This is a genomic window from Marinomonas flavescens (genome assembly GCF_004352835.1).
GTDB classification, from domain to species: domain Bacteria; phylum Pseudomonadota; class Gammaproteobacteria; order Pseudomonadales; family Marinomonadaceae; genus Marinomonas; species Marinomonas flavescens.
Genome location: NZ_SJSB01000005.1, coordinates 1 through 21,841 on the forward strand (window position 1 = coordinate 1; position 21,841 = coordinate 21,841).

Here is a 21,841-nt window from a genome sequence, read left to right on the forward strand (position 1 = left end):
CAACTGCTGATAATTCATGTTGGTACTGCTTTGTTCTGTGGTAAGAAGAATCATACCAACTTCAGCAGTTGGCTTCTTCTACACCTGATTAGCAGTGTCGCACTTATTATCTGAATTTAGGTACAAGTGTTAAGGTTAAAGAGTGATGTTGATCGAGAACTAATTGAATTAGCATGTGTATTTGCAAGAACGCAAATTGGGAAGCAATACTCGTTAAAAGACGCTATAAAAACCAAGAATCCATTATCTAAAAAAATTGATACAAATAGACAATTTTGTTCACGTTTAGTTGCTCAGTCATATGAATTTGCTGGATTAAACCTTGTCGATAATGGTTCATTCTGTACTCCTCAGGAACTTGATGATTCAGTATATACATATCGGGTTAATGATTGCCTTAGAGATGCGGACACTGTGGAGGTGGATTTTGCTAAATCGGATAGTCCTCTTAAGAGCCAGGCTAATATTACTAATTCAATTCTTAAAGAAGCTAGGAAGATAGTAAGAGAGGATATACAAACATATGAACAGCTTATAAATTATGTCTGTAGTCATCCTAAATATGATAAAGAAATCACAAGTTTAGTTGAAAATTCTGGTTATTTATTGATGTGGCAATATGATTTAAAAGTAAGTTCTTGGCGCTATGATTTAGATATTTTTTTGAATATACAAGAGTCAGGTTTATATGATATTGCATCACAAGAGTTAGAGAGTGCTAAAAATATCAGATCAAGACATGTTTATATGTACAAGCAGTTTTTGGCTATATGGCAGGTTAGAGGTCTTAAGTTTGCAGAGATAAATTTAATTTTATATTTGAAATTAATAGAACTTACTAATCAAAGGATTACTGTTGCTACTAGTGTTCTAGAAAGAATTAAATAGATTGTAACATGCTATTTCTTGATTCTTGATTCTTAGTAGTAAAAAATAGCCTCTGGGCGGTTTTTTTATGCCTGCTGTTTGGTTCAGTGTTTGGTGGTAATGCTTTAGGCGAGTGCCTATGACATGACTTCGCTTGCGATCCAACGGCAGTTGGTGCGGTTTTCTGACTACACAACACATTGCCTAGTGTTAGGAGGGGCACTTGTACGTGTTGTGCCTCTTTTGAATCAAGTCCACAGGTCGCTTTTCTCAAGTCTTTTGATTGGGGTCGTGTTGTTCTTTGTCTGTCCTGTATTTATGTAAGTTTTAGTGCACAGGGTTTCCATAATTAACTGTCTTCATAGTACAATTATTTAAATAGCTGAATTAATGATCAGATTTTATTCTTTGATCAAAATTTAAAAGAAGCATGATTTAGTAGAGTAAATTTATAGTGAAGACTGTTCCGTTACGCTGGTTGATTGTTACTCCGTTTGTTGTGCTTGCCCTGATTTCTGGGGTGACCATGTACATACTGTCCTCTGTCACGATCGCCAATATTGCGAACAAGGTGGGTGTGCAATACATCAAAGAGGTGGAGGGTCGTATTTACGATCGTGTGCAAGACTTTGTTGCGCCTTTGACCAACATTATGGAATTGAACATTAATGCTTTTTCTAATCGGCCAGAACTGCTTGATAATTTAACCTCTGTCGCAGGACGGTTTTATGAGCAGGCAATCCCTTATTCACAAATGACGTTTATCTCAGTCGCCACGACCGATGGACGTTATGTTAGCTCTTCACAAAACCCTATCAAAAAAGGGCTGCATAATATCGCTGCCAATTTTGTCCATAAACCACTAACGATGGAAGGGTTTAAGTACGATCCACGAATCATTATTGGCGACAAAATCAAATCTGATCCGACCTTTGCTTACGACCCTAGAGTGCGGCCCTTTTATAAACTTGCGGTTAAAAACAAGCAAGTAACTTGGGGGCATATTGAGCCTTATTATGGTTTTCCTGCACTGGGTATTGATTTGTCGGCGCCAATATATGACAAAGAGGGCAAGTTGCTTGGCGTCACAGCAACCAGTATCGCTTTGATTGAGTTGGATAAATATCTGGCGTCTTTAGATTTAGTAAAAGGGGCTTACATCTTTTTAGCGGAAGAAAATGGTGATTTAATCGCCACTTCGGAAAAGGGAAAGCTGTACCAAACTAAAGATGGTGTTACCACGCGCTCAAATCTTAATAGTCACTCTAATCAAGCCTTTCGACTTGCGAGCCAGCACCTAGAAACCGGCATGAAAACGCTGGATGTTGAAGGGCAAAAGTACCTATATTATCTGCGTCCTATTGCGCTTAAATATGGCAAAAAATGGCAAGTAGGCGTGCTTATCCCCAGCTCTTATCATGAGAGTGTTTTGGCCAGTTATACCCAAAGTACGGTGTTTATTACATTAATGCTTTTCCTCTGTATTGGCGTTGTTGGTTCTTTGATTGCTTGGTACATAGGTAAGCCGATTCAGCGTCTTAATCAGGTTGCCAATGAAAAAGATCTAAAGGGTGTCCAAATGCTGCCAAACCCTTTAAGTGGGATCAGTGAAATTAACTCTCTTAGTCGAGGGTTAAGCTCGTTGGCCGATAATCTTGCCGACATAATGCAGAATCTGGAGGAAAAAGTAGCGGAGAGAACGTCTTATCTACAAGGGGAAAATGAGTATTTACTCGAGAACTCTTTAACCGATGAATTAACCTCTTTATATAACAGGCGTGGGTTTAACCAAGTATTCGAGCAAGCCTTGGTGCGCGCCCAGCAACAAGAGCAACAGTTGACCTTTGTGTTATGTGATATTGATCATTTCAAGCGTATTAATGATAAATTCGGGCATACGGTTGGTGACTTTGCGTTGGTTTCTGTAGCGATGAACCTTAAAAAGCATGTGCGGTCTTCGCTTGATATCGTTGCGCGCTATGGTGGTGAAGAATTTACCTTAGTCTTTCTTAATGCTGATATTGTTCAAGTAATGGCAAGGCTGAACAGCATTAGGCAAAGCTTTGTAGATCATCCTGTGGTTAATGATCAACATATCACTATGAGTTTCGGCGTCGTTCATGTGGATGAAGGTGGCTATATTTCTGCAGAAGAATTAGTAGAGCAAGCCGATAAGAAGTTGTATCAAGCTAAAAATACGGGTAGAGATAAAATCATTATCTGATTTTTATGGTGTTATGTTCTTCAAGGGAAACCTATGGAACAAGAAATACACAGCTGGACTGATTCAAAGCAAAAATAGGCGATTTTAGTCTTGTATTGCTTTAAGAGCGTGGTGTTTTTACCGTTGTGTCTTTGTTGGTATTTTGGGTTCTATTTTTCTTGGCAGGGTCGGTACAAGTCTATACTATGTTTGGAAGGTTAAGGAAGTAGTAGAAAATCTGTTCCAAGTGGTTGATTTTATTGACTGATTTTAAAGAAATAATGTTTTTTGATGGTGCTTTTATCTATTACTAAACTCCCTTCTTTTTTACATTGTCTATTACTTTATCTTTGTTAATTTAGCTAAATGATTGTCATTTTAAATTTCACGTATTTGTGACGGTTTTTTGCTCAATCCTAACGTGCTTTCCCTGTATAAATAAAACACTTCAGACAAGTGTTTACATAACGTCTAGTCTTAAGGGGTTATGCTGGGAGAAGGGGTTATATTAATGGTCTATCAAGTTAAACGCAGCGATTTAAAAGGTATTTATAACTGGGATGTCGAGCATTCGAATGCAGAAAATACTGAAATTGATAAAAATAATGGATTTGAAGTCTTGGCATTTATTCAATCTTTTTATAATGAAAGAGGGTGGATAACGGACTCTAATATTCGTGCTGTCGAAGCTTATCTTAAATTGTCGTTTCTTCGGGATGTTCGCTCTTCTCAAAAATTAACCAATTATTTGCGAAGCGAGTTTTCTTAAATATTCGACGTATTTTGTGTGAATACTTAACCCTGCTGATTTTGTGTCGTTTGTGGGTGTTTTAATTTTTTAATTTATATGCTTTTAGTGAGTAGTTTTCAGGGCGACGATTAGGTTCTGAGATGAAAGTGAGTCTAAAAGAATCGTGTAATTTTATCTGTAATGAATATTTGAAGGGACAGTCTATGTCAGCAACTGAAGAAAAAGTAAAAGGGCGTTTAACGACTCGTACTGTTGCAATGCCTAGTGACACGAATCCCGCAGGTGATATTTTTGGTGGTTGGGTTGTTTCTCAAATGGATATCGCGGCCGGTATTTGTGCAGGCCAAAGAGCTCAGTCGAGAGTGGTGACCGTTGCCCTTGATGGAATGAGTTTTATTCGGCCTGTGAAGGTGGGTGATATTTTAGGTATTTATACTCATGTTGAATCTCATGGTCGTACGTCTATGAATATTCGTGTTGAAGCGTGGGTAAGAAGAGGACGCATTGGTAAACGTGAAAAAGTGACAGAAGGAACATTTAAGTTTGTTGCTATTGATGAAGAGGGTCTTCCAACCCCAATTCCTAATGAAGCAGATTTACCTGATTATGTGTTAGAACATTTGTCTGAAGAGCATCTCTAAGAGCAATGTGAGGCAGCCGATCGTCTTACGGTTAGTTGTGGTTGCTATTTAAATGTCATCTCTTGTTAGATTCAGTAACTGACCTTAGGCAATGGGTTAGTTACTGGTTCTTCTGTAAAAATTTATCCTATTATTCCCCGAAAGCGTTTTAATTTTCGTTTGACGACTCGTCACTCATCGCGTTAATCAGCTCAGCTAGCTTTTTAATACCGGGTTCGATTCGATCAGTTGATATGGAAGAGAATCCCAAACGAATAAAATTACGAGGCGCGTTGTCATCATAATAGAAATGTATGTGCCCTGGTTCGATAATAATACCTTCCACCATTGCGCGTTGTTTTAATTCGGAAGTATCTAATCCTTCGGGGCATTTCACCCAATAGCAAGAACCACCAAAAGTCGGTGCGTCATGGCTGCCAGGCAGGTACTTGTTGAGAGCTTGGTCCATTGCGAGCCAACGGGTTTGATAATTACGACTAATATTCATGACTAGCGCATCATAATAACCTCTCTCTAGAAACATGGCCGCAGCTCTTTGATTGTTGGATGCTGGGTGGCGAATCATTAAGCGTCGTAAGGCGCGAGCTTCTTTTATTAATTCTTTTGATGCAACGACATAACCCAGACGCAGACCTGGGGCCAATGTTTTCGATAAACTCCCGATATAAATGACACGGTCGCTCTTATCTAGGCTTTTTAGTGCTGGATTCGGTTTGCTACTAAAGTTGGTTTCGCTTTCGTAATCGTCTTCAATAATCAAAAAATCATCAAGATGCGCTCGGTTTAATAGCTCGTAACGTCGTTCTAGTGGCATTGTTACAGCGGTAGGGCACTGATGACTAGGTGTTGTATAAATGAGATCACAGTGATGGAGTTGTTCGCCAATGATTAGCCCGTCTTTATCGATGGGCAATGGCTCAATTTGGCATTCATGTAGTTTGGCGATATTCCTGATATCGACATACCCAGGGTCTTCTATGCCAAGGGTAGATCGTCTATCCAGTAGTAATTGCGCCAATATATAGAGAGACAACTGAGCGCCGACAGTAACGAGTATTTGGTCTGGTGAGGCCCAAATGCCACGACGAGGAAGTAAGCGAGTACGAATTTGCTCAATTAACCTAGGGTCGTCGTGGTCTAAGCTGTCTGAGGCCCAGCCACTAACAGCGGCATCACTGACTGCATCGCGACAGCATTCTCGCCAGTTAACGGTCGGAAAAATTTTCTCGTCAAATTGGCCATAAATAAAAGGATATTGATAGCTTTGCCAATCCGGAGCTTTATTAATATTGATTTGCTCGCTGGGGTGGATTTTGAATCGGCGCTGCCAATCTGGAAGGTTGCCCTCGGTAGTCTGTTGATTAGATTGGCTCGCAACTTGGCCATTTAGAATGTCAGGGTTAACGAAATATCCACGACGTTCACGAGCAACAAGGTAACCATCATCTAAAAGGTGTTCATAAGCCAAGACCACTGTGTTTCGAGCAATGTTCAGGTCTTTTGCTAGCTTTCTACTAGAGGGGAGAGGCGTGTCTAGCGGCATATTCCCATTCATAATTGCGCTTGCAATCTGCTCTCTTAATTGCTTTTGCAGGCTAATATTTTTATCTTGGATTAGGTGAAAAAGCTGGAGCATATGCAAAATTCTCATGTTCAGAGCAAGCGCTTCGATGTTATGGATAGCCTGCGAAATATTGATGAAAAATGGGTACTCATACAAAACGAAAGAGGAGAGCAGCCCTCTAATACAATCATTAATTCAGTTGGTTTTTGAACGATATCATAGTTGATGGTTTAAGCTGAGAAAATAGAATTTATTTATTTTTGAATATGAAGTAGGTTGCTAGCATTCTGCTTATTTTTTGTTGTTAGCCTGCAAAGAAAGGGGCTTCTTTATTTTTAGTTATTATTTTGATAGATGGAGTATTAGTAAATTTTAATTGCTTATATTTCCAGCAATATTAGTGTATTTAACCAAGTGGTTATAAATATTCTCTTATCATATTGGTGGATTTATAATCAATATTTTACTCTTTAATCAATTAATTCCTTGTTAATCTCGCCATTTTTTAATTTTCATTTTTTACTATTCGTTTTTTAGGTGATTTAGTCAAGGGGTGTTTGTGGTTTGGTGTTTTCATAAGTTATTGTTTTTATTAGATTTAATTGTGTTATGATGTTTTCTTTTCATGCCATTTTAGTTCTATCAATATATCTAAGTGTATTTTTCTTGGTCTTATTCTATTTTTATTTTGGGCCTATAAGATAGGCGGATATTACGGTTTTATTCAATGGCTTTGCAAAGATAATTCACTTGTTGCTCTAGAAACTTATAAGTGTCGTTATTGCATTATTGTAAAGCATGGAACTCAGAAATTGAGATAAATTCTATGGTGCCAGATTTGTTTTTCCTTTTGGTCCAGAAGGAAGGAATATAAACTTTTTATTTGATCATGGGCACTGATTCATCTAAAAGTAGGTTCCAGAAAATGACTACGCAGCATACGGCATAGGCTAACTTAAGTGGCTTGTGCAAAATTATGCTTTACTTAGAAAGTATCAAAATTGTGCAAAAGGTATAAAAAATATATTTTTTGCTCGTTGATGTTTGGTTGTTTTGCCGAGGTTGTGTGTAGGTATGGGTTACATAATGACTAGGAATCACTGAGTAAGAAGAAAAGGGTAAGCAAGTCTTCGTCATGTGATGTTATGAAAAATTATAATGTGATCAATAAATCGTCAGTTTAGAAACACTAAAATAGTAATTTTATAAAAATTAAAAACAATAAATATTATCGTCGTTACCAAAATTCCAAATGAGAGGCAGGATATGAAAATGATTAAATCTAAAGCTCCATCGTTAGTTATTGGTTGTGTATTGGCTTGTACTATGTCGATGACAGCAGTTGCAGAGCAATTCAAAATAGCACTAGGTGGCAGTGAAGGTAGTGGCCAGTATGCTGTGGCAACTAAGTTTGTTCAGGAATTGGAAGCGCACACAGATGATACGGCGCGTTTGTTCTTGAACAGTCAATTAGGCTCTGAACAGAATACCGTTAATGACGCTGCAATCGGTGTATTGGACTTCTCTATTGTTGCTATCAATAACATCACACCATTTTCTCCAAGTGTTGGCATCTTGACTCTTCCATACATGATTCAAAGTCTAGATGAAGCGATCAAAATCACTCAGGGTCCTGAAGGTGAAAGATTGGTTCAAAACACGATTCGTGACGCTGGTGTTCGTATCGTAGCTTGGGGATATTCTGGCTTCCGAGTTTTGAGTAACTCTAAGCGACCTGTTAAAACGCTTGCTGATTTAAAAGGGCTTGTTATTCGAGTTCCTAAAAATGAAATCATGATTGATACGTATCGCTCATGGGGAATCAACCCTACACCGATGGCGTGGTCTTCACTGTTTACTGCATTGCAGCAAAAAGTAGTTGATGGACAAGATTTGTCTTTGATCGATATTAAAACGTCGAAGTTTGATGAAGTACAAAAATACTTGTCAGATATTCATTACAACTTCTTGCTTGAGCCTATGATCATGTCTGAGTCTGTGTTCCAAGAACAGTCTCCAGCAGATCAAAAAGCGATTCTAGAAGCGGGTAAATTAGCCACTCAATACAGTGCCAAATACCTTGTTCAAGAAGAAGCAAAAGCGAAAGCGGAGCTGATCAAGCGTGGCATGGAGTGGGATGAAGTTGATGAGACTAATTGGATCAAAAATGCTACCACTAAAGTATGGCCTAAATACTACGACAGTGTAGGCGGTAAAGATAAAATTAATACTGTATTGCGTTCTTTAAACAGAGCTGAAGTTAACTAGTAGTTTTAAAATTTTGAATAATTTTATATCCCGCTGTTAACTCAGCGGGGTTTTCTTTTTTAATTTTCAGTTTTTTAATAACTGCTTTATTAAATGGAGGTCGTGATATGGGTAATAAGATTCTGCATTTTCTTAATGATATCGAAGGCTACATCTGCCGGACATTATTAGCGCTGTTCGTTACACTGCTTTTTGCGCAAATCATTTCTCGTGAAATTTTCGGATATTCGATTGCTTGGACTGAAGAACTTTCTGTCTATATGTTTGTATGGTTTGTTTACTTTGGTGCTTGTTACTCTGCTAGGTTGGCAGCACATAACCGAGTTACGTTTCAATATAAATTAATGCCTTCTTGGCTCCCACCGATCCTTGAGTTTATAACAGACCTTATTTGGATCGCGTTTAATTTTTATATGGTTTATATGTCATACAATTTTGTATTTTATAAAATGAATTTGTTTTGGAAATCTCAAACATTAGGGATTCCAATGAAATATATTTATCTTATTCTACCGATTGCTTTTACATTAATGAGCTTGCGTATCATTCAAGTTAACTACTTAAAATTTGTGAAGGGTGAAAGTGTTATCGACCCTGATTCACAAGAATTGGACAAATTAAAGAGTGGTGAGTTGGAAGGACTTAACGAAACCGCAAAGGCTGAGGGTAAATCATGACAGAAACATCCATTGTATTAGTTCTCTTCGGATCCTTTTTTGTACTTTTGTTAATGGGCGCTCCGATCAGTATCTCGTTAGGTGTAGCGGCGTTAGCGTCCTATTTCTATCTGGGTGAGAACCCAATTACTTTTGTACAAATTGCTTTTACCTCAGTTGGTTCTTTTCCGTTGATGGCGCTTCCTGCTTTTATTTTGGCGGGTGCTCTTATGGAGGCGAGTGGTATTTCCAAGCGGCTTGTAAACTTAGCGGAAAGTTTTGCCGGCCCAGTAACAGGTGGTATATCGGCAGCAGCAGTACTGGCTTGTATGTTTTTTGGTGCTATATCAGGTTCGGGTCCAGCGACAACGGCAGCGGTAGGGATGTTAATGATTCCTGCTATGGCTAACCGAGGTTACGATAAAGGGTACGCATCTGCGGTTGTGGCCTCTGCAGGTGGATTAGGTATTATCATTCCACCATCGATTCCTATGGTTATCTTTGGTATCTCAGCAATGGGACTGGCTGTACCTCCTGAAGCAATTGAAAAATTTGGTACCTTCCAAAGTATCTCGATTTCTAAAATGTTTATTGCGGGTGTCATCCCAGGTTTAGTTATCGCCCTTAGTTTGCTCGTAGTAAACTATTTCCGCTGTAAGCGTCTAGGTTACAAGGGAACTGATGAAGGTTGGGATTTCAAACACATTGCACGAACTATGCGTTCTGGTTTTTGGTCTGCTCTTGCTCCGTTAGTTATCTTAGGTGGTATCTATTCAGGATTTTTCACTCCGACTGAATCTGCCATTGTTGCAATATTCTATACTCTGTTTGTTGGTGCCTTTATTCATAGAGAGCTTACTTGGAGTGCTATTTTTCGTTCGCTAGAAACGACTACATGGTTGTCTGGCCGAATAATGCTTATTTTATTCTGTGCAACCGTCTTTGGGCGTTTGCTGATAGAGAATAATATACCGGCTATTGTAGCGGATTCTATGTTGAGCTTGACTGACAACATTTACCTAATCTGGTTCTTGATTATCATATTCCTACTGTTTGTTGGTATGTTTATGGAAACATTGGCTGCGATTATGATCCTAACGCCAGTGTTGTTACCTGTGACTTATAATCTAGGTATTGATCCTGTTCAGTTTGGTATTGTAATGATTTGCTGTCTTTCAATTGGTTTTGCTACACCGCCTCTTGGAGAGAACTTATTTGTTGCATCGGGTATTTCGAAAGTATCACTGGAAGAGATCACAGTTAAAGCGCTTCCGTTTACATTGTCATCGACAGTGGCAGTATTTGTTATTGCTTACTTCCCTGAAATATCCTTATATTTGCCAAGGCTATTTGGTTATTAGCGAGTTTTAATTTAAATGCTTGTAAGAAATTTTCTTACAAGCATTTCTCTATTGTCCATTTGGAGGTAATAGTATGCTGCCTGAAGTTGGTAAGATTTTATACAGTACTGATTTGTCTAAAAGTTCGATGAAAGCTTTTGATCAGGCTGTTTATATAGCCAAAAAAACGGGTGCAGATATTTATATTTTGCATGTCGTCGAAAAAATGTCTAACGATGCAAAAATCACTCTTAAAACGTATGTAAATGATCCTGAAAGCAGACGCGAATTTTTAGAAGACCGAGTGCGGTTTGCTAAAGAAAAGCTGGGAGTGGTTCAGAATGAGTTTTGGGAAAGGTTGTCTCTTGAAGATCAAAATGTACGTCAGCAAATTAAGTCGATACAAGTCGTAGAAGCTTATCCTGCAGAATCTATTTTGAAAATTTCTCAAAAATTAGAAGTTGATCTCATTGTAATGGGTACTCATGAGAAGGGTGTGTTTCAAACCTTCTTGGGTAGTGTTGCTAAGAATGTGTTAAGCCACTCTCATATCCCAATGTTGATAGTGCCTTTGCCGGAGCTTTAAAGCTTAGCTTACGACTCTTATGACTACGCGTTAATCTGTGTTGATCTACATTAGCCTCGTTATTAATTAAACGGGGCTTTTTTTTATGTTAGGTTTTCTGCCTTTCATCTTGCTTATCTATCTACATTTCAAACCGCTGCAGGCTCTAGAAGTCATGTTTAGTGTCTATATCTTCTCGTTGTTTTTTTAGCTATTGCTATGGTCTAAAGGTGAGTTGTAGTGCCTTTCGCTCAACTTTCTTAGTGTATTTCATGAATAGAAGTGACAAAAATCACTGTAATAGAGTCCGTATTATTCATTTTTTATGCTCTTTTTTACTAACTAGCTTAGAAAGTGACGCGCAAATGGCTAAGAGCGAATAATTTCATCAAATTGTTTTGCTACTACATAATTAACTATTCTGTTGATAACAAAAAGAGGAGTAAAAAATGAATCATCAGAAGCTGCATCCATCGCTATGGGCTGATACTGCGATTGCTGCGTCACCCCTAAATAAACTAAGTGAAAATACTCGTGCAGATGTTGTTATTGTAGGAGCGGGCATTACAGGATTAAGAACGGCTTTGGAGCTTTCTGAGAAAGGTTTGAATGTGGTTGTTCTTGAATCAAAAGAGCCAGGTTGGGGAGCTTCGGGAAGAACTGGTGGACAGGTTAATCCATTAGCCCACGACACGCCTGAGAAAATTTGCGCTCATTTAGGTCAACGAGCGGGTATGGGTGTTGTTGATGCATACGTTAATTCAGCCGATGAAGTCTTCGCTTTAATAAAAAAACATAACATTGAATGTGATGCTGAACAAAACGGCTGGCTTCGAGTCGCGCATTGTAATCGTGCAGTTAAGCAGTTGGAATCTATGTCAACGGCTTGGCAAAAAGTGGGTCTTGATATTAGTTATGTCGAAGGTGCTGAATTACATCGCTTAATGGGAACAAAAACCTATGGCACAGCTACGTTGACCCCTAAAGGTGGTTCGGTTCAGCCGCTATCCTATACAAGAGGCTTATGTGCTGCAGCCACATCTCTAGGTGCGCGCGTTTTCAGTTATTCGCCGGTAGGTTCAATCCAGAAAAAAGGCAGTAGATGGTTTGTGAAAACAGACCACGGTAGTGTAGACACTGAGTGGGTCGTGTTTTGTACCAACGGCTATACTGATGATGTTTTACCTGGGTTGCAAAAAACAATAGTGCCTCTTGTTAGTTTACAGTCCGCGACAGCTTCTTTGCCTCAAGATGTGTATGACCAAATTTTACCTGAAGGTCATACTTACGCAGATACTCGCCGTGTTATCTATTATGGTCGTAAAATCAAAGATAACCGTGTTGTATTTGGAACCTTGGGTGTTACGGCTGATTGCAAAAGACCCAGTGATGTAAAACGTTTGTATGAAGGTCTTGCTGAAACATTCCCTCAGCTTAAAGGCATTGAGTTAACTCATCAGTGGGGTGGGCAAATTGCGCATACGCCAGATGTACTTCCTCATTTACATGAGCCTCAGCCAGGTATTCTTGCAGGGCTTGGGTACAATGGTCGTGGTGTTGCAATGGGGACTGTGATGGGTCGTATTATGGCGGAAAGAATTTTAGGTAAGTCCGCTGACGATCTTCAAATACCTGTTACAAATTACCGTAATGCACCGCTTCGTCATTTTAGCGATATTGCTGTTAAATTGGCGGTTCCTACTTTTGAAATTTTAGATGCATTTGAAAAGCGTTTTACTTAATTTTTATTGTGTCAGGCCTTATGTTTGTATCGAATATGAGGCTTGCATGTCAGTATTTAAAGTTGAGTAAAGGTTACCGTATCCACCACGTTATGACCCCGTTTCATTGAAGGCGATATTATATGTTTATTGATCAGCAGGCCGCTCAGAAAATAGTAGATAGGGCTATGAAGATTATTGGTCATAACGTCAATGTCATGAATCATTTGGGGGTTATTGTCGGATCTGGAGATCCTCTGCGCATTGGCAGCTTACACGAAGGTGCGTTACATGTGCTGAGCCGTCATTCAGAGGTGGGGTTTAGCGCTAAAGAGGCTAGTTTGCTTTCGGGCGTTCAAGGTGGCATCAATTTACCTATTGTCTGTAATGGTGAGACAGTGGGTGTGGCTGGTATTACTGGAGACCCTGATAAAGTTAGAAAATACGCAGATCTTGTGGTCATGACTGCGGAATTAATGGTTGAGCAGGCGGGGCTAACCGCTCAGGTTCAATGGGATAAGAGACAAAGAGAAGGGGTGATTGGTCGTTTAATTCAAGGTGAGTTTGAGCGTGACTCCATGTTTGACGATCGAATAGAGCGATTAGGTATTGATCTTACCGTTCCAAGAATTGCCGTGGTCATTAAAATAATGGCGGAAGATGGTGGTGAATTACCATTGGAAAAAATGCAGTATATCCTGCGTTTATTGGATAGCTGTGATCCTGATAGTTTGGCAGTTATATCAGAGCCAACACAGTTAGTGGTGTTGCCAACTATTTCCATTCAAGATGGCGTTTGGAATGAAGATAGGACTCGCCAGCAATTATTTGAATTGTGTTCATCATTAAAAAAGCAAAATCATTTGAACTTTAAAGTCGGTCAGGGGCAGTATTTCCCATCTCTCGAAGGGTTGTCTAAATCTTATCGTAGTGCATTAAAAACATTAGACACAGGGCGAGTTTGTCGACCTGATCAACAGGTGTATTTTCCTAGAGATTTAGTCTTAGATATGATTTTAAAGCAGGTTCAGCCTACCTGGGAAGGTGAGCAACTGATAAGTGAATATCAGAAGCTTATAGCAGGCGATAAAAATGGTGTGTTACGAAAAACACTGATTACTTATTTTGAGCAAAACACCGATTTTGGGTTGAGCGCCAAGGCGTTGCATATTCATCGGAACACGCTGCGTTATAGACTTGATAAAATTGAAGGTATTCTTGGATTTGAATTGAGCAATTGGAATAGCCTTGTGCGGTTTTATCTTGCGTTTAGGCTTGATGATCTTTCAAATGCGCTTTCTACGCGTTAAATGTTGAGCTAATGGTGTATCGTCTTTTCTAGTCTTGCTGTGCTCATCTATTGCTAGGTGAGTTGGCACTTTCCTTTAGCGGCTCCTTGATCAAGCCCTGATAATCGTGATTTTTAAGTTCCTATAGTTAAAACCTTCCTTCACTTCCTAGCTTTATTTATGTTCGTCGCTTCCTGCTGTACGGATTCTTTTTATTCATCTTGTTGTTTCTTCAGATTGATAGAGCTGAGGTATTAAATATAGTGCTTTGCGAATCAATCCATAGTTTTTATTTACGCTAGTTTAAGCGGCCAAGGGTAAGGTCGAGTAATGTGGTGATATTGAATAAAGAAATTTAGCCCATTATTATTTATGGTGACAAAATACAGTTTACGTTAGTAGATTATTTCATCTTGAAATTTATGGAAGTTAATAATGATTAAAATTGAAAAGCCAACACCATTACAGTTAGAAAAAGCTCAATCTTGGGAAATATGGGAAAAAGAACCTATTTCGTATTCTCATTACTACGATAAGAATGAAAGTTTCTATTTCCTACAAGGTGTTGCTGAAATAGAGCTTAAAGGTGGTGATACCTACACAGTAAAAGCAGGCGATTTTGTTACAATTGATGCTGGTGATCAAACCAATTGGGTCATCAAAGAAACGGTAAGAAAACACTTTTTGTTTTTTTAAGATATACGCTTGAACCAATAGTAACTATTTTCGATAGGGTAGCTCTATGAATACCGAATTAAGTGTCACTGTTAAAGAATTTTTGAATAGCCCGTTGCAACATTTTGTAAATGGTCAATCTCATCCTAGTATTGATGGGAAGATGGGGGTTGTTACAAACCCAGTGACAGGTGAAACTATTGTTGATATTGCTTATGGTTCAAGCGAAGACGTAGATGCCGCAGCGCAAGCGGCATTTGACGCGACTAAAGTATGGGGAAAAATGACCCCTAGTGAGCGTTCTGCCATTATGCATCGTTTTGCTGATCTTCTTGAATCTGAAGTTCAGAATATTGCTGAAATAGAATCATTAGATGTTGGTAAACCATTAGAGAAAGTAGCTAAAGGCGATATTCTTTCTGGTATTGAGTGCGCACGTTATTTTGCCGATTTAGCATTAAACGCTGAATACGATACACAATTAGCCATTCCTAATATGGACGCTCGAATTCATCGTTCTGCGTATGGCGTTTGTGGTTTTATTTTCCCATGGAACTTTCCAATTCTTTTGTTTATGTGGAATGTCATGCCAGCTATCGCAGCAGGAAATACTGCGGTCGTGAAGCCTTCTGAAGTTACGCCACTATCAAGCTTATACGTTGCGCATCTGGCTAAAAAAGCCGGTATTCCAGACGGTGTTATCAATATTGTTATTGGTGATGGTGTAAATGTGGGCAGTAAAATTGTTGAGCATCCATTGGTTCAGCGCATGTCTTTTACCGGCTCAACTCAAATCGGAATCATGGTCGCTGAAAAATGTGCAAGTCGTCCTATACCTTGTAAATCTGAGCTGGGTGGTAAAGGTGCAGCGGTCGTATTTGAAGACTGTGACCTAGATAAAACGGTATCAGGTTTGGTTGATGCGATTACTAAAAATACGGGGCAAACATGTTGTACAGCAACACGCTGGTTTGTTCACGCTGACATCTATGACGCTTTTAAAGCAAAAGCCGTTTCTATTCTAGAAAACATTAAAATCGGCTCAGGTCTTGATTTAGAGACTGAAATGGGTCCGCTTGTTAGTAAAATTCAAGAAGAGCGTATCTTGAGTTACTACAATAAGGGTGTGGCTGATGGCGCGAATCTTGTTTTTGCCGGTGGCAAAGTAGAATCTCCTGATTTGAAGGACGGTTACTTTGTGTCACCTTGCTTGATGGAAGGCGATACAGATAATGTCTGTTACCGAGAAGAAATCTTTGGTCCTACCGCTTACCTTGTTAAATTCTCTGATGAAGATAAAGTCATCGAAGAAGTGAATAACTTGCAATACGGGTTAGCGAACAGCGTTTGGAGTGCAGATAGCGAGCGTTGTGATCGTGTAGCAGAGCAAATGGTTTCTGGTAATAGCTGGATCAATGCACATAACGTATTTGCTTACGGCCTACCTTACGCAGGCGTTAATCTAAGTGGTGTGGGCGGTGGTGTTAATAGCCCTGAGACCTTTTATGATTACTTGCGTGATCTAACGATTGCTAGACCGCTTAATAGCTAATTATTAAGGAAGTTAAGGTCGATATTTCGGCCTTAATTTCAAATCGTTTTGATCGCCAATAAAACGAAATCCCCTCCGATCAACTCCTCTGCTTTTCTGTCTTCGATTATCAATATCTCTGAGTTTTTAATAGGCGCTTCTAGCTATTCTAGCAGACGTTACTCGTTGATATAGTCTACTTTTATTACAGGCCATATTAATGGTTACACTTAATTTTTGGTATTTATATCATACGGATTTCTGTTGCCGCGCTGAGGTTATGTGCCAGCTCTACTTTCATCTCTGGCATCAATATACTCCCGAATTCAAGATCCAAAGATCGTTCTATTTTCTTTTGTGTTGAATGTGTTTCAAGGTTTCTCTTCGTTAGGTGTTTACTTTGGATAAGGGATTCAATCAAGGGCACTAAGCGAGTCTACCGCATCAGCTTTGTCTGTTTGAGTCAGGAAAATATCTTATGTATTTCTTATTAAGTCAGTTGCCTATAGAAAATGAGTTGCTTCGACTGTATTGAGTAATTAGTAATAAACTTATTCAATTAATTACAATTCTTTGATTATGCTAGTTTAAGCAGTTAAGGGTAAGAATGAGTAATGTTGTGATATTGAATAAACAAAATTAGCTCATTATTATTTATAGATACAGGATGAAGTTTACATTAGTAGATTATTTCAACTTTTAGTTTTTAGGTTATGGAATTTAATAATGATTAAAATAGAAGAGCCAACCGTTTTGCAGTTAGAAGAAGTTAAAGCTTGGGAGATATGGGAAAAAGAACCTATTACTTATTCTCATTACTACGATAAGAATGAAAGCTTCTATTTCTTACAGGGTGTTGCTGAAATAGAACTTAAAGACGGTGATACCTATACAGTCAAAGCAGGTGATTTTGTCACTATTTCTGCTGGGTCTCAAACCACATGGGTAATAAAAGAAACGGTTAGAAAACATTTTTTGTTTTTTTGATAATAAAGTCTCGAACCAGAACCAATAATAATTAATTACGAGAAGGTAGTTGCATGAATATTGAATTAAGCGCCACGGTAAAAGAATTTTTGAAAAGCCCATTACAGCATTTTGTGAATGGCCAATCTCATCCTAGCATTGATGGGAAAAGAGGATCTGTAACAAACCCAGTGACGGGCGAAGCCATTGCTGATATTGCATATGGTTCAGGCGATGACGTAGATGTTGCTGTTCAAGCTGCATTTGACGCGACTAAAGTATGGGGAAAAATGACCCCTAGTGAGCGCTCTGTCATTATGCATCGCTTTGCTGATCTTCTTGAATCTGAAGCTCAGAATATTGCTGAAATAGAATCGCTAGATGTCGGTAAGCCGTTAGAAAAAGTGGCTAAAGGTGATGTTGTTTCTGGTATTGAATGTGCACGTTATTTTGCCGATTTAGCGTTAAACGCAGAATACGATAAACAATTAGCCATTCCTAATATGGACGCTCGAATTCATCGTTCTGCGTATGGCGTTTGTGGTTTTATTTTCCCATGGAACTTTCCAATTCTTTTGTTTATGTGGAATGTTATGCCAGCTATCGCAGCGGGTAATACTGCGGTTGTGAAACCTTCAATTGTGACTCCGCTATCAAGTTTATACGTTGCGCATCTGGCTAAAAAAGCTGGTGTTCCAGATGGTGTTATCAATATTGTTACTGGTAGTGGTGGAAATGTAGGCAGTAAAATTGTTGAGCATCCATTGGTTCAGCGTATGTCCTTTACTGGTTCAACCCAAGTAGGAATTATGGTTGCTGAGAAGTGTGCAAGCCGTCCTATTCCTTGTAAATCTGAACTGGGTGGTAAAGGTGCGGCAGTCGTATTTGAAGATTGTGACCTTGATAAAACGGTATCAGGCTTGGTTGATGCCATTATTAAAAATACGGGGCAAACATGTTGTACAGCAACGCGCTGGTTTGTTCACGCTGACGTCTATGATGCTTTTAAGGCAAAAGCTGTATCCATTTTAGAAAACATCAAGATTGGCTCAGGTCTAGATTTAGAAACCGATATGGGGCCAGTGGTTAGTAAGGTTCAAGAAGAGAGCATATTAGGCTACTACGACAAAGGTGTGGCTGATGGCGCGAATCTTGTTTTTGCCGGTGGCAAAGTAGAATCTCCTGATTTGAAAGGCGGTTACTTTGTGTCACCTTGCTTGATGGAAGGCGACACGGATAATGTCTGTTACCGAGAAGAAATTTTTGGTCCTACCGCTTACCTTGTTAAATTCTCTGATGAAGATAAAGTCATCGAAGAAGTGAATAACTTGCAATACGGGTTAGCGAACAGCGTTTGGAGTGAAGATAGCGAGCGTTGTGATCGTGTAGCAGAGCAAATGGTTTCTGGTAATAGCTGGATCAATGCACATAACGTGTTTGCTTACGGCCTACCTTACGCAGGCGTTAATCTAAGTGGTGTGGGTGGTGGTGTTAATAGCCCTGACACTTTTTATGATTACCTACGTGATCTAACGATTGCTAGACCTCTTAATGACTAATCGTTAAAAAAGCTAAGGCCGATATGTCGGCCTTAGCTTTAATTTTTTTGTCTATGGAGGATAAAAAATAACGTTAGTTTGTTAATAAAATGTCGGTAGGAGAGAGAGGAGGAGTGAAAATAGCCTCTTTTATATCATCCGAGATAGCGCTACTGTCAGTTGGGAACAAGTCACATTCATTAAGTTTCTGGCGAATATTTATCTTGTCACCTAAGTACTCATGCAAAACGCGAGAAGAAACAGGTTGATGTGATATGTCCGAAGTGGAGTAGCACGTTATTCCTGATATGTTTTTATTCCCATGTTGATAGCTAGGCATCATTATTGTTTCTGAAATAGTGGACTTGAGTTTTGATTCAAGTTCAATCATGTAGATTCTTTCAGATACCATAAAAACCACACCATCATATCTAAATCTAGAAGACTTCTTTATAACGGGGGATTTAGAGGTTAGATTTTCTACATGCCAATAGTAAAAAAAACCATCTTTTTGGTATATTTTAATTAAAGATTTTACTATGTTTCCAGGGAAGCTCCCTGACAAAATATATCGGTAGTAATAGCCGCAATATCTATCAAGTCCATGTTTTGATGCGTTTTTTAGAATGTCTATATAGGCAAAGATACCTTCTGGTATGTCGTCTATTTTTTTACTTTCTGTTACTGGGCTTATGATTTTTTTAAATTCGATAGGGTCTTTAATGATCTCTTCTTGGTCAACACCAAAAAAATCACATATCGTTTTCAGATTGCTATAGGAAGGGAAGGTGTTCCCATTAAGATAGCGGTTGAATTGCTGTCTGTTGATGTTGGTTTTACGACAAACGTCTGAAATAGATTTGTAGTAACTACAAAGAGTCTTGAGGTTGCTTGAAAAGTTATTCGACTCATTGTTATTTGATGCCACTATGTATTCCTACCTGTTTAAATTTGATAATTTTGTATAAATGCACTCAATGGTTCGAGTTATAGATCTTCAAAGCTTGCTTTATACTTAGTAGTTTTTATCTCTCTTGTGTCGTGTCTGCATGGGTCGATGTATTCCACTTGGCTCATCAATTATGCTGATCTTAACAGACTATGACACTGATACTTTATCTAGACTTCTCATGACGACTAAGCGGTGATCTTTCGATCTTTGCCTCGCTTTTATGCTAGCTTACGCACATCTTAGTTTTTTTCATACTCGTATTCTAATAAATATTTATCTACTTTCCTATTGAGCTAATATTTATGAGGAAGAGTGATGCTTTCTTTGGTGTCAGTACATTATTTCACTATGACAATGTTGAGGTGTTGAGGTGTTGAGGTGTTGAGGTGATGTGGAATGTTAAATAAAAGAGTTTGAATAATTAAAAGCAAAAAAAAACCTCGAAGCGTTAGCAACGAGGTTTTCTTATGTTGGTACCAGTAGGCGGACTCGAACCGCCACACCCGAAGGCAACGGATTTTGAATCCGTCGTGTCTACCAATTCCACCACACTGGCCTTGAAAAAGGTGAAACGTATTTTAGTTTTTTTTGCAGCCCTGTCAATCAATTAACGAAAAACAATTAATTTAAATGTTTCACTATGTTGTTTGCCCATAGCATAGCGTCTAAAAAGTGACGATTGAGCTGTACTCTCTCTATTGGATCAATTTTCTGAATCTTGCTCCATTCCTGTTTTTCCACATATATGGTCTTTTGCAAATAGTTGCCAAGAGAGCCTTCTGATTTGAGGATCGCATCCATGACCTCTTGACTTAGAGCGATCTGATTTAATAACAATGTTTTTTCCATAGCGAAAAGGGCGTCAATGCCTGACATTAAGCCGGTCATAAAGGCGCTATCAGACAATGCTTTATTATCTGATTCTGCGATTAATTGGCAGCAACGAGCTCTTGTAAGAAGAATTTTAAAGAGAGCTTTGGGCTGTTTGGATGTTGATGTGAGTGTTATTAGTAACGCCCAGCGCTTTAGCTGAACTAAGCCTAAAAATATGACAGCTTCTTTAATGGATTCTATTTTTCTTGGAATGCCACTGACTGGACTTTTTAAAATTCGTAATAGTTGAAAAGACAGTGTGGGATTTTGGGAAACCATGCTTGTGATGACATCAATGCCAATGTCTTTATCTTCTAGTGCGTTTAATAGCGTAATCGCACTTTGGGCAGCTGAGTCGATTTTCTTACCTTTGATAATTTCAGGTTTTTGTAGGAAGTAACCTTGGAAAAGATCGAACCCTAGTTGATGGCAATAATCAAACATGGCTTGGTCTTCGACTTTCTCAGCAACCAATATCAAGCCTTTGGCTTTGAGATCTCTGATTTTTGCAGAATAGTTTTGAGGGGGTGTGATTAGAACATCTATTTTAACGATGGAAACCCAAGGAAGAAGATTCTCGTATTCTTTATCAAATTGATAGTCGTCTAAAACAAAGCGATAGCCAGCTTGCCGCCAGTTTTTTACGGCGTCAATGAACTGCGGAGTGAGTTGCTGACCTTCTAAGATTTCTATGTAGACGGTATCAGGGTCGATAGGAAAAAAGGCGTCTGACAACATGAGATTGGTTGTCATGTTGATAAAGAAAGGTTTTCTTAACTGAGTTTCTAATTGAGTAATGCCGATACAAAGATTGACGAGTACTTGACTGGTGGCCATTTCGCCGTCTGATACATTAGCGTTTTGACTATCTTGCCCTCGAAAAAGTAGTTCATAACCAAACAACTCTTTAGATTTTTTAAAAATGGGTTGTTGAGCCATCATTAAATCGTCCAAAACATCAGGAAAATCGACCATACCTTTCTTTTACCCTATTGAATTAAACGTATCGAGTGGATGTTATGTGCTAAATGTTAAACGAACAATATAGAAGCATAAATCAACTAGTGTCGGCAATTGTACGAAAGTACTAATGCCACATAAAATAGAGGTAGGCAATGTTTTGATTGAAAACAATGATTTAAATCTTGACACTTTTAGAAAGCGTCAATAAAATTCCGTGCTGTTTTGTGGGGCTATAGCTCAGCTGGGAGAGCGCTTGCATGGCATGCAAGAGGTCTGCGGTTCGATCCCGCATAGCTCCACCACAAAACAATCTCAGGACTTTTCTGTCCAGTGACGGCTTGCTTTATTATTGAATAAACACGCCAACGTCATCTGGGGCTATAGCTCAGCTGGGAGAGCGCTTGCATGGCATGCAAGAGGTCTGCGGTTCGATCCCGCATAGCTCCACCATCATTTTAAAATCACTTCGAAACTAAAC

17 protein-coding genes and 3 tRNA genes are annotated in these 21,841 nt (G+C 38.9%); 16 read left to right on the plus strand and 4 right to left on the minus strand.

What is annotated here, in order from left to right:
* The first annotated feature begins 126 nt into the window (after nucleotides 1-126).
* From E0D70_RS06590 to E0D70_RS06605, 4 genes are all read left to right on the plus strand, one after another.
* Nucleotides 127-888, plus strand: a complete 762-nt coding sequence (locus tag E0D70_RS06590; protein ID WP_133011484.1) for a C40 family peptidase — start codon at nucleotides 127-129, stop codon at nucleotides 886-888.
* 433 nt (nucleotides 889-1,321) lie between these two features.
* Nucleotides 1,322-3,091: a diguanylate cyclase gene (locus tag E0D70_RS06595; RefSeq protein WP_133011485.1), complete on the plus strand. Its 1,770-nt coding sequence runs from the start codon at nucleotides 1,322-1,324 to the stop codon at nucleotides 3,089-3,091.
* A gap of 490 nt (nucleotides 3,092-3,581) precedes the next feature.
* Nucleotides 3,582-3,839 (plus strand): hypothetical protein, encoded by a 258-nt coding sequence (locus tag E0D70_RS06600; protein ID WP_133011486.1) that lies wholly within the window; start codon nucleotides 3,582-3,584, stop codon nucleotides 3,837-3,839.
* A 185-nt stretch (nucleotides 3,840-4,024) separates the two neighbouring features.
* Nucleotides 4,025-4,462 (plus strand): acyl-CoA thioesterase, encoded by a 438-nt coding sequence (locus E0D70_RS06605; RefSeq protein WP_133011487.1) that lies wholly within the window; start codon nucleotides 4,025-4,027, stop codon nucleotides 4,460-4,462.
* Between the two features lie 148 nt (nucleotides 4,463-4,610).
* Here E0D70_RS06605 and pdxR read toward each other — a convergent pair whose 3' ends face one another.
* Nucleotides 4,611-6,098, minus strand: a complete 1,488-nt coding sequence (gene pdxR, locus E0D70_RS06610; protein ID WP_133011488.1) for a MocR-like pyridoxine biosynthesis transcription factor PdxR — start codon at nucleotides 6,096-6,098, stop codon at nucleotides 4,611-4,613.
* Nucleotides 6,099-7,298: 1,200 nt separating this feature from the next.
* Here pdxR and E0D70_RS06615 point away from each other — a divergent pair.
* The 10 genes from E0D70_RS06615 to E0D70_RS06660 all read left to right on the plus strand — a co-directional run bounded on the left by E0D70_RS06615 (nucleotide 7,299) and on the right by E0D70_RS06660 (nucleotide 18,596).
* Complete coding sequence (locus E0D70_RS06615) at nucleotides 7,299-8,294, plus strand: TRAP transporter substrate-binding protein (protein ID WP_240537014.1); 996 nt, start codon at nucleotides 7,299-7,301, stop codon at nucleotides 8,292-8,294.
* Nucleotides 8,295-8,401: 107 nt separating this feature from the next.
* Complete coding sequence (locus tag E0D70_RS06620) at nucleotides 8,402-8,971, plus strand: TRAP transporter small permease (RefSeq protein ID WP_133011490.1); 570 nt, start codon at nucleotides 8,402-8,404, stop codon at nucleotides 8,969-8,971.
* Complete coding sequence (locus tag E0D70_RS06625; RefSeq protein ID WP_133011491.1) at nucleotides 8,968-10,311, plus strand: TRAP transporter large permease; 1,344 nt, start codon at nucleotides 8,968-8,970, stop codon at nucleotides 10,309-10,311. Before E0D70_RS06620 ends, E0D70_RS06625 begins: the two co-directional genes overlap by 4 nt.
* A gap of 73 nt (nucleotides 10,312-10,384) precedes the next feature.
* Entirely contained in the window at nucleotides 10,385-10,876 is a 492-nt protein-coding gene (locus E0D70_RS06630; protein ID WP_133011492.1) for a universal stress protein, read from the plus strand.
* A 428-nt stretch (nucleotides 10,877-11,304) separates the two neighbouring features.
* Entirely contained in the window at nucleotides 11,305-12,597 is a 1,293-nt protein-coding gene (locus E0D70_RS06635; RefSeq protein WP_133011493.1) for an NAD(P)/FAD-dependent oxidoreductase, read from the plus strand.
* A 122-nt stretch (nucleotides 12,598-12,719) separates the two neighbouring features.
* Nucleotides 12,720-13,886, plus strand: a complete 1,167-nt coding sequence (locus E0D70_RS06640) for a sugar diacid recognition domain-containing protein (RefSeq protein WP_133011494.1) — start codon at nucleotides 12,720-12,722, stop codon at nucleotides 13,884-13,886.
* Between the two features lie 414 nt (nucleotides 13,887-14,300).
* Complete coding sequence (locus E0D70_RS06645) at nucleotides 14,301-14,561, plus strand: cupin domain-containing protein (RefSeq protein WP_133011495.1); 261 nt, start codon at nucleotides 14,301-14,303, stop codon at nucleotides 14,559-14,561.
* 46 nt (nucleotides 14,562-14,607) lie between these two features.
* The gene (locus tag E0D70_RS06650; RefSeq protein ID WP_133011496.1) at nucleotides 14,608-16,092 is read left to right on the plus strand and encodes an aldehyde dehydrogenase family protein; all 1,485 of its coding nucleotides are present in this window, start codon (nucleotides 14,608-14,610) and stop codon (nucleotides 16,090-16,092) included.
* Nucleotides 16,093-16,797: 705 nt separating this feature from the next.
* Nucleotides 16,798-17,058 (plus strand): cupin domain-containing protein, encoded by a 261-nt coding sequence (locus tag E0D70_RS06655; protein WP_133011497.1) that lies wholly within the window; start codon nucleotides 16,798-16,800, stop codon nucleotides 17,056-17,058.
* A gap of 53 nt (nucleotides 17,059-17,111) precedes the next feature.
* A complete protein-coding gene (locus E0D70_RS06660; protein ID WP_133011498.1) occupies nucleotides 17,112-18,596 on the plus strand; it encodes an aldehyde dehydrogenase family protein in 1,485 nt (494 codons plus the stop codon).
* A gap of 73 nt (nucleotides 18,597-18,669) precedes the next feature.
* Here E0D70_RS06660 and E0D70_RS06665 read toward each other — a convergent pair whose 3' ends face one another.
* From E0D70_RS06665 to E0D70_RS06675, 3 genes are all read right to left on the minus strand, one after another.
* Nucleotides 18,670-19,503 carry a helix-turn-helix domain-containing protein gene (locus E0D70_RS06665; protein WP_165942878.1) on the minus strand — a complete coding sequence of 278 codons (834 nt, stop codon included), beginning with the start codon at nucleotides 19,501-19,503 and terminating at the stop codon, nucleotides 18,670-18,672.
* A gap of 495 nt (nucleotides 19,504-19,998) precedes the next feature.
* Nucleotides 19,999-20,083 (minus strand) — tRNA-Leu (locus E0D70_RS06670).
* 65 nt (nucleotides 20,084-20,148) lie between these two features.
* Nucleotides 20,149-21,375: an EAL and HDOD domain-containing protein gene (locus tag E0D70_RS06675; RefSeq protein ID WP_133011500.1), complete on the minus strand. Its 1,227-nt coding sequence runs from the start codon at nucleotides 21,373-21,375 to the stop codon at nucleotides 20,149-20,151.
* A gap of 214 nt (nucleotides 21,376-21,589) precedes the next feature.
* On the opposite strand from E0D70_RS06675, the gene E0D70_RS06680 reads away from it, so the two are divergent.
* Nucleotides 21,590-21,665 (plus strand) — tRNA-Ala (locus E0D70_RS06680).
* 72 nt (nucleotides 21,666-21,737) lie between these two features.
* Nucleotides 21,738-21,813, plus strand: a tRNA-Ala gene (locus E0D70_RS06685).
* Nucleotides 21,814-21,841 lie beyond the last annotated feature (28 nt).

Bases quoted from the DNA above. Each gene is read 5' to 3' on its own strand.
- E0D70_RS06600 (WP_133011486.1), top strand. From the start codon at position 3,582: ATGGTCTATCAAGTTAAACGCAGCGATTTAAAAGGTATTTATAACTGG.
- E0D70_RS06605 (WP_133011487.1), top strand. From the start codon at position 4,025: ATGTCAGCAACTGAAGAAAAAGTAAAAGGGCGTTTAACGACTCGTACT.
- pdxR (WP_133011488.1), bottom strand. From the start codon at position 6,098: ATGCTCCAGCTTTTTCACCTAATCCAAGATAAAAATATTAGCCTGCAA.
- E0D70_RS06615 (WP_240537014.1), top strand. From the start codon at position 7,299: ATGATTAAATCTAAAGCTCCATCGTTAGTTATTGGTTGTGTATTGGCT.
- E0D70_RS06620 (WP_133011490.1), top strand. From the start codon at position 8,402: ATGGGTAATAAGATTCTGCATTTTCTTAATGATATCGAAGGCTACATC.
- E0D70_RS06625 (WP_133011491.1), top strand. From the start codon at position 8,968: ATGACAGAAACATCCATTGTATTAGTTCTCTTCGGATCCTTTTTTGTA.
- E0D70_RS06630 (WP_133011492.1), top strand. From the start codon at position 10,385: ATGCTGCCTGAAGTTGGTAAGATTTTATACAGTACTGATTTGTCTAAA.
- E0D70_RS06635 (WP_133011493.1), top strand. From the start codon at position 11,305: ATGAATCATCAGAAGCTGCATCCATCGCTATGGGCTGATACTGCGATT.
- E0D70_RS06640 (WP_133011494.1), top strand. From the start codon at position 12,720: ATGTTTATTGATCAGCAGGCCGCTCAGAAAATAGTAGATAGGGCTATG.
- E0D70_RS06645 (WP_133011495.1), top strand. From the start codon at position 14,301: ATGATTAAAATTGAAAAGCCAACACCATTACAGTTAGAAAAAGCTCAA.
- E0D70_RS06650 (WP_133011496.1), top strand. From the start codon at position 14,608: ATGAATACCGAATTAAGTGTCACTGTTAAAGAATTTTTGAATAGCCCG.
- E0D70_RS06655 (WP_133011497.1), top strand. From the start codon at position 16,798: ATGATTAAAATAGAAGAGCCAACCGTTTTGCAGTTAGAAGAAGTTAAA.
- E0D70_RS06660 (WP_133011498.1), top strand. From the start codon at position 17,112: ATGAATATTGAATTAAGCGCCACGGTAAAAGAATTTTTGAAAAGCCCA.
- E0D70_RS06675 (WP_133011500.1), bottom strand. From the start codon at position 21,375: ATGGTCGATTTTCCTGATGTTTTGGACGATTTAATGATGGCTCAACAA.